The organism is Salmonella enterica subsp. diarizonae (assembly GCF_008692785.1).
GTDB lineage: Bacteria > Pseudomonadota > Gammaproteobacteria > Enterobacterales > Enterobacteriaceae > Salmonella > Salmonella diarizonae.
Genome location: NZ_VXJV01000005.1, coordinates 375,719 through 389,685 on the forward strand (window position 1 = coordinate 375,719; position 13,967 = coordinate 389,685).

The 13,967-nt window shown below is 52.1% G+C and carries 9 protein-coding genes and 1 pseudogene; 4 read left to right on the top strand and 6 right to left on the bottom strand.

All coding sequences use genetic code 11. The annotated features are described in order from the left end of the window. Positions 1 to 168 precede the first annotated feature (168 nt). The 5 genes and pseudogenes from asnB to nagB form a co-directional block, all read right to left on the bottom strand. Positions 169 to 1,833 (bottom strand): asparagine synthase B, encoded by a 1,665-nt coding sequence (gene asnB / locus F4V72_RS13020; RefSeq protein ID WP_070789306.1) that lies wholly within the window; start codon positions 1,831 to 1,833, stop codon positions 169 to 171. Between the two features lie 288 nt (positions 1,834 to 2,121). Then, the gene (gene nagD / locus F4V72_RS13025; protein WP_000153143.1) at positions 2,122 to 2,874 is read right to left on the bottom strand and encodes a ribonucleotide monophosphatase NagD; all 753 of its coding nucleotides are present in this window, start codon (positions 2,872 to 2,874) and stop codon (positions 2,122 to 2,124) included. A 46-nt stretch (positions 2,875 to 2,920) separates the two neighbouring features. Beyond that, a complete protein-coding gene (gene nagC, locus F4V72_RS13030; RefSeq protein ID WP_023248889.1) occupies positions 2,921 to 4,141 on the bottom strand; it encodes a DNA-binding transcriptional regulator NagC in 1,221 nt (406 codons plus the stop codon). Positions 4,142 to 4,145: 4 nt separating this feature from the next. Further along, positions 4,146 to 5,301, bottom strand: a pseudogene (gene nagA, locus F4V72_RS13035) (N-acetylglucosamine-6-phosphate deacetylase). Positions 5,302 to 5,360: 59 nt separating this feature from the next. Continuing rightward, a complete protein-coding gene (nagB, locus tag F4V72_RS13040; RefSeq protein ID WP_023248887.1) occupies positions 5,361 to 6,161 on the bottom strand; it encodes a glucosamine-6-phosphate deaminase in 801 nt (266 codons plus the stop codon). A gap of 326 nt (positions 6,162 to 6,487) precedes the next feature. Here nagB and nagE point away from each other — a divergent pair, with 326 nt between their 5' ends. From nagE to chiQ, 4 genes are all read left to right on the top strand, one after another. Beyond that, on the top strand, positions 6,488 to 8,446 hold the full coding sequence (nagE, locus tag F4V72_RS13045) for a PTS N-acetyl glucosamine transporter subunit IIABC (protein WP_053529327.1): 1,959 nt from the start codon (positions 6,488 to 6,490) through the stop codon (positions 8,444 to 8,446). 210 nt (positions 8,447 to 8,656) lie between these two features. Continuing rightward, positions 8,657 to 10,324: a glutamine--tRNA ligase gene (glnS, locus tag F4V72_RS13050; protein ID WP_023248885.1), complete on the top strand. Its 1,668-nt coding sequence runs from the start codon at positions 8,657 to 8,659 to the stop codon at positions 10,322 to 10,324. Between the two features lie 452 nt (positions 10,325 to 10,776). Beyond that, positions 10,777 to 12,183 carry a chitoporin ChiP gene (chiP, locus tag F4V72_RS13055; RefSeq protein ID WP_136058409.1) on the top strand — a complete coding sequence of 469 codons (1,407 nt, stop codon included), beginning with the start codon at positions 10,777 to 10,779 and terminating at the stop codon, positions 12,181 to 12,183. A 49-nt stretch (positions 12,184 to 12,232) separates the two neighbouring features. Then, on the top strand, positions 12,233 to 12,565 hold the full coding sequence (gene chiQ / locus F4V72_RS13060) for a ChiQ/YbfN family lipoprotein (RefSeq protein WP_023248883.1): 333 nt from the start codon (positions 12,233 to 12,235) through the stop codon (positions 12,563 to 12,565). A gap of 49 nt (positions 12,566 to 12,614) precedes the next feature. Here chiQ and tcuC read toward each other — a convergent pair whose 3' ends face one another. After that, positions 12,615 to 13,919, bottom strand: coding sequence for a tricarballylate/proton symporter TcuC (gene tcuC / locus F4V72_RS13065; RefSeq protein ID WP_053529328.1), 1,305 nt, complete (start codon positions 13,917 to 13,919; stop codon positions 12,615 to 12,617). Positions 13,920 to 13,967: the final 48 nt, after the last annotated feature.

Sequence of the window (13,967 nt, forward strand, 5' to 3'; positions counted from 1 at the left end):
CCTTGAAGCGTCAACCTCTTTTTCATCGAAAAACGTCGGAAAGTGTCTGTTTGGTTAGGTTGCGAACAGCGTGGCGCAATATTCGGCAATTATTGGTTATTAATCGTTTTTCTGAAAGTGGTTTGCCATAAAAAAAGAGCCCCTAAGGGCTCTTTCGTCATCGTTAATTTACTGGTACGCCGACTGATGCACGCCGACCGCGCGGCCTGACGGGTCATCCATCGTTTTGAATGCTTCATCCCACTCAATGGCTTTGGCGGAAGAACAGGCTACGGACGGGCCGCCGGGTACGCACTCCGCCGCGCTTGGCACCGGGAACAGCTCTTCAAAAATTTCCCGGTACAAGTACGCCTCTTTAGACGACGGCGTGTTGTATGGAAAGCGGAAGCGCGCGGTTTCCAGTTGTTGATCGGAAATCTGTTTCGCCGCCACCTCTTTTAGCGTATCGATCCAACTGTAGCCTACACCGTCAGAGAATTGCTCTTTCTGACGCCACGCGACGCTGGCCGGCAGATAAGACTCGAAGCACTCGCGCAGCACGTGTTTTTCCATCTTACCGTTGCCGCACATTTTATCCTGTGGGTTGATACGCATCGCCACGTCGAGGAATTTTTTATCCAGGAACGGTACGCGCGCTTCCACGCCCCAGGCGGACATCGCTTTGTTGGCGCGGGCGCAGTCATACATATGCAGCGCCTGTAGCTTACGGACCGTCTCTTCATGTAACTCTTTGGCGTTCGGCGCTTTATGGAAGTACAGGTAGCCGCCAAACACCTCATCGGAACCTTCGCCGGAGAGCACCATTTTGATGCCCATCGCTTTGATCTTACGCGACATCAGATACATTGGCGTTGAGGCGCGGATAGTGGTCACGTCATAGGTTTCGATGTGGTAAATTACGTCGCGAATCGCATCCAGACCCTCCTGGACGGTGAAATGAATTTCGTGATGTACGGTGCCGAGGTGGTTAGCCACCTCCTGGGCCGCCTTCAGGTCAGGCGAACCTTCCAGACCCACCGCAAAAGAGTGCAACTGCGGCCACCAGGCTTCGGAGCGCTCCTGATCTTCGACGCGACGGGCGGCGAATTTTTTGGTGATCGCCGAAATAATCGACGAGTCCAGGCCGCCGGAGAGCAGTACGCCGTAGGGCACGTCGGACATCAGGTGGCTTTTCACCGCCTCTTCCAGCGCCTGGCGCAGCTCGTTTTTGTCGGTGACGTTGTCTTTTACCGCGGCGAACTCAAACCAGTCGCGCTGATAGTACTGGCGGATCTCCCCATCTTTGCTCCACAGGTAGCTGCCCGCCGGGAACTCTTTAATAGTGCGGCAGACCGGCGTCAGCGCTTTCATTTCTGAAGCCACATAGAAGTTGCCGAATTCGTCATAGCCCATATAGAGCGGAATAATACCGATATGGTCACGACCAATCAGATAAGCGTCTTTTTCGCTGTCATACAGGGCGAAGGCGAACATCCCCTGTAAATCGTCAAGGAAATCCGGCCCTTTTTCCTGATATAGCGCGAGGATAACTTCGCAGTCGGAACCGGTCTGGAACGCGTAACGATCGCCATACTCCGCGCGTAACGCCTGATGGTTATAAATTTCACCATTCACCGCCAGCACGTGAGTTTTTTTGGCGTTATACAGGGGCTGGGCGCCGGCGTTAACATCAACAATCGACAAGCGTTCATGTGCGAGAATCGCGTTATCGCAAGCGTAGATGCCGGACCAGTCCGGGCCGCGATGGCGCATCAGGCGTGACAGTTCAAGGGCTTTTTTACGCAGTTCCACTGCATCTGTTTTGATATCGAATACGCCGAAAATAGAACACATAGCCTTCTCCGTTAATCTGTTGCGTCGTACTTTTTGTGTTTGCTTGATTAAAAAATGCCGCAAAGGCGTGGAAGGCGCAAGGGGTTTACCGTCTGAAAAAGAAAAAACGCAATAGTCATTGTTGATTAGTGAAAAATGATTACGTATTGCGCGAATTTATTGATGAATCTTCAGTTTTATCGTGATTTAATTGAATAATGTTTTTGCTGGTGGCGCCTCGCTATCAGGCCTACGGTTCGAACAACATTGTAGACCTGTAAGCTGCGCGCCATCAGGCAGGTGACCGTTTTAGATAACGTCGATCTCGGCGACGGAAGGGTAAATCCAACTCGGGCGGAACGGCATACTATCAATATCATTGATCGTTGATACGCCAGAAAGTACCAGAATGGTCTCCAGACCGGCCTGGAACCCCGCCAGAATGTCGGTGCGCAGGTTGTCGCCGACGATAACGGTCTCTTCCGAGTGCGCCTGCATTTTGTTTAACGCCGCGCGGATGATCCACGGGCTTGGTTTGCCGACATAAAACGGCTTCCGGCCGGAGATTTTTTCAATGCCTGCGCACAGCGCGCCGCAGGCCGGGTAAAAACCGCGACCGTGAGTATCCGGGTTGGTGGCGATAAAGCGCGCGCCGTTGGCGACGAAAAATGCCGCTTTATGCATCATGTCCCAGTTGTAGGAGCGGGTCTCTCCAACAATGACAAAATCAGGGTTCACATCGGTAATGGTAAAACCCGCTTTATAGAGCTCGTGAATGAGCGCGCCTTCGCCCACGACATACGCTTTCTTACCTTCCTGACGGCGCAGAAAATCGGCTGTCGCCATTGCTGAGGTATAAAACACGCTGTCCGGCACGTTAACGCCAGCGGTGGCAAAACGGTTCGCCAGATCCTGTCCGGTTTGCGACGGGTAATTGGTCAGCAGCACCAGCGGCAGACCTTTTTCCAGAATCCCCGTCAGAAATTCCGCCGCACCGGGTACGGCTACGTTGTCGTGCATCAGCACGCCGTCGATATCGCAGATTACATTCTTGATGGTCATGAACTACCCAGGGAATTTGTGAATAATCCGATACTATAAGAGCGCATCAACTTTCCAGCAAACGTTGCAGCAATGTTCCGTTGAGCATAGCGCGTTTAACTAAGGCAAATGCACCGATAGCGGAACGGTGATCGAGCGTGGAGCGTACCACCGGCAAATTTTTGCGAAATGCCTTCAACGCCTGCGTATTGATGCAGCTTTCAATAGCAGGCAACAGGACTTTATCGGCTTCAGTGATCTCGCCGGCAATGACGATTTTTTGCGGATTAAACAGGTTGATAGCAATGGCGATCGTTTTGCCCAAATGACGGCCGACATGCTCGATAACTTCCGAGGCCAGGCTGTCGCCCTTATTTGCCGCCTTACAGATAGTTTTAATCGTGCAGTCGTCAGGCGGAACACGGCTTTGATAGCCTTGTTTAAGCAAATTCAGCACCCGTTGTTCAATTGCCGCATTGGCGGCAATGGTTTCCAGGCAGCCAAAATTACCGCAGTGGCAGCGCTCGCCCAGCGGTTCCACCTGAATATGCCCAATTTCGCCGACGTTGCCGTTACGGCCAATGAAGATGCGCCCGTTGGAGATAATCCCGGCGCCTGTACCGCGATGGACGCGTACCAGAATGGAGTCCTCGCAGTCCTGGCTGGCGCCAAAGTAGTGTTCCGCCAGCGCCAGGCTACGGATATCGTGCCCGACAAAACAGGTGACGTGAAACTGTTTTTCCAGCGCTTCGACCAGTCCCCAGTTTTCAACCTGAATGTGCGGCATGTAACGAATCACGCCGCTTTCCGGATCAACAAGCCCTGGCAGGATCACGGAAATAGCGATCAATTCGCGGATTTTACGCTGACAGCTATCAATAAAGACGGCGATAGTATTGAGCAGCGCGTGTTCCAGCGTCTGCTGGGTGCGCTCCGGCAGCGGATAATGCTCCTCAGCGACCACTTTACTGCTCAGATCGTAAAGCGTTAAGGTGGTATCATGACGCCCCAGGCGAACGCCAATGGCATGGAAGTTGCGGGTTTCCGTGACGATAGAGATAGCGCGGCGGCCTCCGGTGGAGGCCTGCTGATCGACTTCTTTGATCAGCCCGCGTTCAATGAGTTGACGCGTAATTTTTGTTACGCTGGCGGGAGCAAGCTGGCTTTGCTCGGCAATTTGTATGCGCGAGATAGGACCATGCTGGTCAATCAGGCGGTAAACGGCTGCGCTGTTAAGCTGTTTTACGAGATCAACATTACCTATCTGAGCTTGTCCGCCTGGTGTCATATTCTCACTTACTCAAGTCAAACGACCTCGTTACCATTAACGATGGTCTTGATAATTTTAAAATCGTGGGTGAACGCGGTCAGGTTCGCGACTTTACCGGGCGCAATGCTACCGAGATGCTTATCAACACCGATAGCGCGAGCCGGGTAGAGCGTTGCCATGCGCAGCACTTCATCCAAAGCGATGCCGCAATGCGCGACCAGGTTGCGTACGCCTTCAATCATGGTTAAGGAGGAACCGCTCAGCGTACCGTTTTCATCCACACACAGTCCATTGCGGTAGTATATTGTTTTACCTGCGAAAATGAACTGCTCAATGTTGGCCCCCGCCGGTGCGGTGGCGTCTGTCACCAGACAAAGTTTGTCGCCTTTCAGGCGCTTGGCATTGCGAATGTTGGCGTAGTCGACATGCAGACCATCGGCAATAACGCCGCAATAAATATCCGCTTCGTCCAGAATAGCGCCAGCAAGACCGGGCTCACGGCCTGTAATATATGGCATCGCGTTAAACAGGTGAGTCGCAAAGGTAATCCCGGCGCGGAAGCCCGCTTTTGCCTCTTTTAACGTCGCGTTGGAGTGGCCTGCGGAAACCACAATGCCTACATTTGCCAGTTTAGCGATCACGTCAGCAGGAACCATTTCCGGCGCGAGTGTGACTTTGGTAATGACGTCGGCATTATCGCACAAGAAATCGACCAGCGCAGCGTCTGGTTTACGCACGAAATCAGGATTATGGGTGCCTTTTTTTACCAGATTAAGCCAGGGGCCTTCCAGGTGGAGTCCCAGCGCCTGGTGCGGATGTTTTTCCAGGTACTCGCGCATGACGCGAATGCCCTGTTTCATCAATTCGTCGCTGGTAGTGATAAGCGTTGGCAGAAAGTTAGTACAGCCCGATTTTTCATTGGCTTTCTGCATAATTTCCAGCGTTTCAACGCTGACAGCTTCTGCGGTATCGTTAAACTGCACGCCGCCGCAGCCGTTTAGCTGCACGTCAATAAAACCGGGGGTGAGAATGGCCCCATTCAATGAGCGTTGTTCTATTCCCGGCGGCAGTTCGACCATCGGACAAACGCGGTCAATCAGGCCATTAGCGACAACAAGCGCATGGTCATCAAGAATTTCGTGACCGGTATAGATCCGGCCCTGGGTTAAAGCATACATTCCGACCCCCGATATCAAAAATTTACCGCCCCGCGTTGACTGTTGGGGCGGAGACAACATTACAGACCTTTAATATTTTCTGCTTCTAATTCATTGAAGTATTTCAATGTTTTAACTTTAAGCTCCATTGTGGAGGGCTCATCGCATACCACAACCGCTTTCGGATGGAGTTGCAGGCAGCTAATGGTCCACATGTGGTTGACGTTGCCTTCAACCGCCGCTTGCAGCGCCTGGGCTTTCTGATGGCCCAGCACCAGAATCATGACTTCTTCCGCATCCAGCAGCGTGCCTACGCCTACCGTCAGCGCATATTTCGGCACCTGGTTTACGTCGCCGTCAAAGAAGCGGGAGTTCGCTACACGAGTATCATGGGTTAACGTTTTGATACGGGTACGGGAAGCCAACGAAGACGCCGGTTCGTTAAAGGCGATGTGACCGTCGTTGCCGACGCCGCCCATAAACAGATGGATTTTACCGTAAGAACGAATTTTTTCTTCATATTGACGGCATTCTGCATCAATATCCGGTGCATTACCGTTGAGAAGATTAATGTTTTCTGCTGGAATATCAACGTGATCGAAAAAATTACGATGCATAAAGCTGTGGTAGCTTTCCGGGTGCTCTTTCGGCAGGCCGACATATTCGTCCATATTAAAGGTGACCACATGCTTAAAGCTGACCTCGCCCGCTTTGTGCATCTCAACCAGCGCTTTATAGGCCGTCAGCGGCGTACCGCCGGTAGGCAGTCCCAGGACAAACGGACGATCGGCGGTCGGTTTGAACGCATTAATACGGTTAACGATATGGCGAGCGGCCCATTTGCCAACCTGTTCTGCGGTATTCAGGGGGATCAGTCTCATTCTTCACCTCAATAATCAATGTCAAAATTTGGCGGATCGTATTAAGCGTAACCTGGATATCCAGGGTTCGCGTTCAATCCGTCCTGATTTTTTGAATCATAAAATAAGTTTTCCGTGTTAGCCAGTGGATGGTAGGGGTGATTACGATATTTAGTGATTATAATCACAAAAAACACGCATTTAATTTGCGAGGCGAATTAATTTTTCACACACTCTGCAGGAGATGATCTCACCGTTCGATTACAGAACATCACGTTTTTAACGTTTGCAGCACAATAAAAAACGGCTTCAAAGAAGCCATATCGGCGTCTCGTAGGGGGAATAAGATGAATATTTTAGGTTTTTTCCAGCGGCTGGGTAGGGCGTTGCAGCTCCCTATCGCCGTGTTGCCGGTAGCAGCGTTGTTGCTGCGATTCGGCCAACCAGATTTGCTGAATATGCCGTTTATCGCACAAGCGGGCGGGTCTATTTTCGATAACCTGGCGCTGGTTTTCGCTATCGGCGTGGCATCCAGTTGGTCTAAAGATAGCGCGGGCGCGGCAGCGCTGGCGGGGGCCGTGGGTTACTTCGTCATGACCAAAGCGATGGTGACGATTAACCCGGAAATTAACATGGGCGTGCTGGCGGGGATTATTACCGGTCTGGTTGGCGGCGCGGTTTATAATCGCTGGTCTGGTATTAAACTGCCTGATTTTCTCAGTTTCTTCGGCGGAAAACGTTTTGTGCCGATCGCAACGGGCTTTTTCTGTCTGGTGCTGGCCGCTATTTTCGGTTACGTCTGGCCGCCGGTACAGCATGGCATCCATGCGGGCGGTGAATGGATTGTTTCTGCTGGCGCGCTGGGTTCCGGTATTTTTGGCTTCATCAACCGTCTGCTGATCCCAACCGGCTTACATCAGGTACTGAACACCATCGCCTGGTTCCAGATTGGCGAATTCACCAATGCCGCAGGCACCGTATTCCACGGTGACATCAACCGCTTCTATGCTGGTGACGGCACGGCGGGGATGTTTATGTCCGGCTTCTTCCCGATCATGATGTTTGGTCTGCCGGGCGCCGCTCTGGCGATGTATTTCGCCGCGCCGAAAGAACGTCGTCCGATGGTGGGCGGTATGCTGCTGTCTGTCGCGATTACAGCCTTTCTGACCGGCGTAACCGAGCCGCTGGAATTCCTGTTTATGTTCCTGGCGCCGTTGCTGTACCTCCTGCACGCCATTTTGACCGGTATCAGCCTGTTTGTCGCGACGCTGCTGGGTATCCATGCGGGCTTCTCTTTCTCGGCAGGTGCGATTGACTATGTACTGATGTATAACCTGCCAGCGGCCAGCAATAACGTCTGGATGTTGCTGGTGATGGGCGTTGTATTCTTTATCATCTACTTCCTGCTGTTCAGCGCGGTTATTCGTATGTTTAACCTGAAAACGCCGGGCCGCGAAGATAAAGTTGATGAGATGGTAACGGAAGAAGCCAACAGCAACACTGAAGAAGGGTTAACGCAACTGGCGACCAGCTATATCGCTGCGGTTGGCGGTACGGATAACCTGAAAGCGATCGATGCGTGTATTACCCGTCTGCGTCTGACCGTGAATGACTCTGCTCGCGTCAACGATGCGGCCTGCAAACGCCTCGGCGCTTCCGGTGTGGTGAAACTGAACAAACAGACCATTCAGGTTATTGTCGGCGCGAAAGCGGAATCGATTGGCGATGAAATGAAAAAAGTGGTGGCGCGGGGTCCGGTCGCGGCAGCGGCAGCGTCTGCTGATGCGGCTCACGTTGCAACACCTGCTCCGGCGGCCAAACCCCAGGCGGTGCCGAATGCGGTGACTATCGCTGAGCTGGTCTCTCCGATTACCGGTGAGGTAGTGTCGCTGGATCAGGTACCAGATGAAGCCTTCGCCAGTAAAGCGGTCGGTGACGGCGTGGCGGTGAAACCCACCGATAAAACTGTGGTTTCTCCGGCGGCGGGCACTATCGTGAAAATCTTCAACACTAACCACGCGTTCTGTCTGGAAACCGAAAAAGGCGCGGAGATCGTTGTCCATATGGGTATCGATACCGTCGCGCTGAACGGTCAGGGCTTCAAGCGTCTGGTAGAAGAGGGTGCAGAAGTAACGGCGGGTCAGCCGGTTCTGGAACTGGATCTGGACTTCCTGAATGCCAATGCGCGCTCCATGATAAGTCCGGTTGTTTGCAGCAATATCGATGACTTCAGCGGTCTGGTCATCAAAGCGGATGGTCACGTGGTGGCGGGTCAAACGCCACTGTACGAGATCAAGAGCAAATAATCGCTTCCTGGCCGGATAAGGCGTAAGACGCCATCCGGCGATATCACATAAAACATAAGCGGCAGAGGGAAACCTTCGCCGCTTTTTTTTACCGCAATTAGCCCCAATATTTTCTGCAAAGCCACTTTTTAAGTAACTAAAGGTTGTCAGTCTGTCCGGCTTATAAGATCATATGCCGTTATACGTTGTTTACGCTTTGAGGAATCCACGATGAGTGAGGCTGAAGCCCGCCCGACTAACTTTATTCGTCAGATTATTGATGAAGATCTGGCGAGTGGTAAACATACCACTGTCCATACCCGTTTTCCGCCGGAGCCGAATGGCTATCTGCACATCGGCCACGCGAAATCTATCTGCCTGAACTTTGGCATCGCGCAAGATTATCAGGGCCAGTGCAACCTGCGTTTCGATGACACCAACCCGGTAAAAGAAGATATCGAGTACGTTGATTCGATCAAAAACGACGTCGAGTGGTTAGGCTTTCACTGGTCTGGCGATATTCGCTACTCCTCCGATTACTTTGACCAACTGCACGCCTATGCGGTCGAGCTCATCAATAAAGGCCTGGCCTACGTTGATGAGCTAACGCCGGAGCAGATCCGCGAATACCGCGGCACGCTGACCGCGCCGGGTAAAAACAGCCCGTTCCGCGATCGCAGCGTGGAAGAAAACCTTGCGCTATTTGAAAAAATGCGTACCGGCGGTTTTGAAGAGGGTAAAGCTTGTCTGCGTGCCAAAATCGACATGGCGTCGCCATTTATCGTGATGCGCGATCCGGTGCTGTATCGGATTAAATTCGCCGAGCACCATCAGACCGGCACGAAGTGGTGCATCTATCCGATGTATGACTTTACTCACTGCATCAGCGATGCGCTGGAAGGCATTACTCATTCTCTGTGTACGCTGGAGTTCCAGGACAACCGTCGTCTGTACGACTGGGTGCTGGACAACATCACCATTCCGGTTCACCCGCGCCAGTACGAATTCTCGCGTCTGAATCTGGAATACACCGTGATGTCCAAGCGTAAGCTGAACCTGCTGGTGACCGACAAACACGTAGAAGGCTGGGATGACCCGCGTATGCCGACCATCTCGGGTCTACGCCGTCGCGGCTATACGGCGGCCTCCATTCGGGAGTTCTGTAAACGCATCGGCGTCACCAAGCAGGACAACACCATTGAGATGGCGTCTCTTGAATCCTGCATTCGCGAAGATCTGAACGAAAACGCGCCGCGTGCGATGGCGGTGATCGATCCGGTAAAACTGGTTATCGAAAACTATCCGCAGGGTGAGAGCGAAATGGTTACCATGCCTAACCATCCGAATAAACCGGAGATGGGCAGTCGTGAAGTGCCGTTTAGCGGTGAGATCTGGATCGATCGCGCGGATTTCCGCGAAGAAGCTAACAAGCAGTACAAGCGTCTGGTGATGGGCAAAGAAGTGCGTCTGCGTAATGCCTACGTCATTAAAGCGGAGCGCGTAGAGAAGGATGGCGAAGGGAATATCACCACCATCTTCTGTACCTATGATGCCGATACGCTGAGTAAAGATCCGGCTGACGGACGTAAAGTGAAGGGCGTAATCCACTGGGTTAGCGCAGCTCATGCGCTGCCGATTGAAATTCGTCTCTACGATCGTCTGTTCAGCGTACCGAATCCGGGCGCCGCGGAGGACTTCCTGTCCGTTATCAACCCGGAATCATTAGTGATTAAGCAGGGTTATGGCGAGCCGTCGCTGAAAGAGGCGGTAGCAGGGAACGCTTTCCAGTTTGAGCGTGAAGGCTACTTCTGCCTCGACAGCCGCTATGCGACAGCCGATAAGCTGGTCTTTAATCGCACCGTGGGCCTGCGTGATACGTGGGCGAAAGCGGGCGAATAAGCGCAGCGCCATCAGGCAAACGCTGTAAAAAATACCTTGCCAACGCCGCATTCTGCGGCGTTTTTTCTCTGTATTTCTCAGTGGCTTCTCTTTTTTGTGAAGCGAATTAATTATTCTTCGAAAGTTATTATTCTGATAAATGCTTCTTAAGCTAAATGTTATTAGCATCAGGTCAACAGGAGACAATTATTTTCATTCGTATGGAAAATAAGTCAATTTTCTTTCTGACAGTCTGCTTTCCCCACCTGGAGTTGAATGTAACAGAAAGCGATAAAATATGTGCGGTTGCTCATATTATTACATACTGGTTACAGAAAGAGATTGATAATTCGCATCGCGAAAAATAGTCTGTTTAACGTAGTTAATGAGGTTTCTCAGCACTACTTTTTATTTTTATTTTTTCGCTGTTCGCTTTTGTCGACAGCAATTTATACGTCAAAGAGGATTAACTTATGCGTACGTTTAGTGGCAAACGTAGTACGCTGGCTCTGGCTATCGCCGGTATCACAGCAATGTCGGGGTGGATCGTTGTTCCGCAGGCGCAAGCCTCCGGCTTTTTCGACGACGCCACGTTAACGGGCGGCATCTATTATTGGCAGCGTGAACGCGATCGTAAAGATGTGACCGATGGCGATAAATATAAAACCAACCTTTCTCATGCGACCTGGAACGCTAACCTGGATTTTCAGTCTGGTTACGCCGCGGATATGTTCGGTCTGGATATCGCGGCGTTTACCGCGATTGAAATGGCGGAAAACGGCGACAGCGGTCATCCAAACGAAATTGCCTTCTCGAAAAAGAATAAAGGCTACGACGAAGACTATTCCGGCGATAAGAGCGGTATCAGTCTTTATAAAGCCGCCGCGAAATTTAAATATGGCCCGGTCTGGGCGCGCGCCGGTTATATTCAGCCTACCGGACAGACGCTGTTAGCGCCGCACTGGAGTTTTATGCCGGGTACCTATCAGGGAGCGGAGGCCGGCGCAAGTTTTGACTATGGCGATGCGGGCGCGTTAAGTTTCTCCTACATGTGGACTAACGAATATAAAGCGCCGTGGCATACCGAAATGGATAAGTTTTATCAGGCGGATAAAAAAACTAATGTGGATTATCTCCACTCTATCGGCGCGAAGTACGACTTCAAAAATGACCTGGTGCTGGAAGCGGCGTTTGGTCAGTCCGAAGGCTATGTCGATCAATATTTCGCGAAGGCCAGTTATAAATTTGATTTAGGCGGCAATCCGTTCACTACCAGTTACCAGTTCTACGGCGCGCGCGACAAAGTAGATGATCGCAGCGCGAATGATATTTACGACGGTACGGCCTGGCTGCAGGCGCTAACCTTCGGCTACAAAGTCGCGGAAGTGGTTGACCTGCGTCTGGAAGGCACCTGGGTGAAAGCGGACGGTCAGCAGGGCTATTTCCTGCAACGTATGACGCCAACCTACGCCTCTTCAAACGGTCGTCTGGATATCTGGTGGGATAACCGTTCCGACTTTAACGCTAATGGCGAAAAGGCGGTTTTCTTCGGTGCGATGTATGACCTGAAAAACTGGGACCTGCCAGGATGGGCTGTGGGCGCGTCTTACGTTTACGCCTGGGATGCCAAACCGGCAACCTGGCAAAGTAATCCGGATGCTTACTACGACAAAAACCACACTATCGAAGAGTCCTCATACAGTCTGGATGCGGTCTATACCCTGCAGGAGGGGCGCGCCAAAGGCACCATGTTCAAACTGCACTTCACTGAATACGACAACCACTCCAATATTCCAAGCTGGGGCGGTGGTTACGGCAACATCTTTCAGGATGAGCGTGACGTGAAATTTATCGTTATTGCGCCATTCACTATTTTCTGATGTCAGATGTGGCAGGCTGCAGGTCTGCCGCGCTGTTGAGGAACGACCTATGAAAAAAATTTTACTCATCGCCAGCATGACCGCCGGTTTGACGGCCTGTGCGTCATCAACCACGCCGGAAGAAGATAGCCGCCTGAAAGAGGCGTACAGCGCCTGTATCAATACCGCACAGGGCTCGCCTGAGAAGGTAGAGGCCTGCCAAAACGTGCTGAATGTGCTTAAAAAAGACCGCAAACACCAGCAATTTGCTAATGAAGAAAGCGTACGGGTTCTGGACTATCAGCAGTGCATTCAGGCGACGCGTACGGGTAACGATCAGGTGATTACGGCTGACTGCGATAAGGTCTGGCAGGAAATTCGCAGCCATAATAGCGCGCGATAAAGCTTTTTATTGCTGCCCCCGGACGGGGCATTTCCCGTCCGGGGCTTTTTCAGGCTTTATTTTCTGCCGCGATATAGCCGCGACTCAGACGCACAAACAGCATCGCCGTCGCGGCAAGTCCACATAACGCCGCGCACATCAGCCACCAGCCGGGCGAGCTTTTATCGCCGGTTAATTTTACCAGCGCGGTAGAAATGGCCGGCGTCAGGCCGCCAAAAATCGCCGTCGCCAGGCTAAAGGCCAGCGAGAAACCGACGGTACGCACATAGACTGGCATCACTTCGGTTAACGCCGCGACCATTGCGCCGTTATACATGCCAAAAAAGAAAGAGAACCACAGCAGTACCAGCGTCATGCGGGTAAAGTCGGGCGCGGCGGTCAGCCATTGCATGACAGGCCAGGTGGTGATCAGCGCCAGTAAAGTAATGCCCATTAACACGGCGCGACGGCCAATCCGGTCGGAAATCGCGCCACCAATGGGTAACCAGATAAAATTGGACACGCCCACCAGCATGGTGACGATCAAACTGTCCCGCGCGCTGAGATTAAGCACGGTTCTGCCATAGGTCGGCGTATAAACGGTGATAAAATAAAACGTTGTGGTGGTCATCGCTACCAGCAGCGTTCCGGCCGTAATAATGCGCCAGTTTTTGGCGATAGTAGCAAAGATTTCCCTGGTGTCGGGGCGATGCTTGCGTTGTAAAAACGCCTCTGTTTCTTGTAATGAACGACGTAAAACAAAAATCAGCGGAATGATCATACAGCCGATAAAGAACGGAATTCGCCAGCCCCATTCCGATATCGCGTCGTGTCCCAGCGTGAGATTCAGGCTATAACCAATCAACGCGGCAACAACGATCGCGACCTGCTGACTGGCGGATTGCCAACTGGTATAAAATCCTTTATTGCCTGGCGTTGCGATTTCGGACAGATAGACCGAAACGCCGCCTAACTCAACGCCTGCAGAAAATCCTTGTAATAACCGGCCCAGCAGCACCAACGCAGGTGCCGCCAGGCCGATCGTTTGGTAGCCGGGGACGAGGGCGATGAGCAACGTACCGCAGCCCATAATCGCCAGTGTCACCATCAGCCCTTTACGACGTCCGATTCTGTCAATATAGGCGCCAAGCACAATCGCGCCGACGGGGCGCATTAAAAAACCGGAGCCAAAGACGGCAAAGGTCAACATTAATGAGGCAAATTCGCTTTCCGCCGGAAAAAACGTTCTGGCGATATAGGTGGCGTAAAATCCGAACAAGAAAAAATCAAACTGTTCAAGAAAATTGCCGCTTGTCACGCGCAGTATTGCGCCGAACGTGCCGGCGCGCGATGTTGCAGGTGTGTGTTGTGCCATAGGGTTTGCTCTCCACTGTCTTTATTGTTTTATGGGTAAGATGCTGCG

What these genes read in the sequence shown, in the direction of transcription:
- asnB (WP_070789306.1), bottom strand. Translation starts at nt 1,833, where the DNA reads ATGTGTTCTATTTTCGGCGTATTCGATATCAAAACAGATGCAGTGGAA.
- nagD (WP_000153143.1), bottom strand. Translation starts at nt 2,874, where the DNA reads ATGACCATCAAGAATGTAATCTGCGATATCGACGGCGTGCTGATGCAC.
- nagC (WP_023248889.1), bottom strand. Translation starts at nt 4,141, where the DNA reads ATGACACCAGGCGGACAAGCTCAGATAGGTAATGTTGATCTCGTAAAA.
- nagB (WP_023248887.1), bottom strand. Translation starts at nt 6,161, where the DNA reads ATGAGACTGATCCCCCTGAATACCGCAGAACAGGTTGGCAAATGGGCC.
- nagE (WP_053529327.1), top strand. Translation starts at nt 6,488, where the DNA reads ATGAATATTTTAGGTTTTTTCCAGCGGCTGGGTAGGGCGTTGCAGCTC.
- glnS (WP_023248885.1), top strand. Translation starts at nt 8,657, where the DNA reads ATGAGTGAGGCTGAAGCCCGCCCGACTAACTTTATTCGTCAGATTATT.
- chiP (WP_136058409.1), top strand. Translation starts at nt 10,777, where the DNA reads ATGCGTACGTTTAGTGGCAAACGTAGTACGCTGGCTCTGGCTATCGCC.
- chiQ (WP_023248883.1), top strand. Translation starts at nt 12,233, where the DNA reads ATGAAAAAAATTTTACTCATCGCCAGCATGACCGCCGGTTTGACGGCC.
- tcuC (WP_053529328.1), bottom strand. Translation starts at nt 13,919, where the DNA reads ATGGCACAACACACACCTGCAACATCGCGCGCCGGCACGTTCGGCGCA.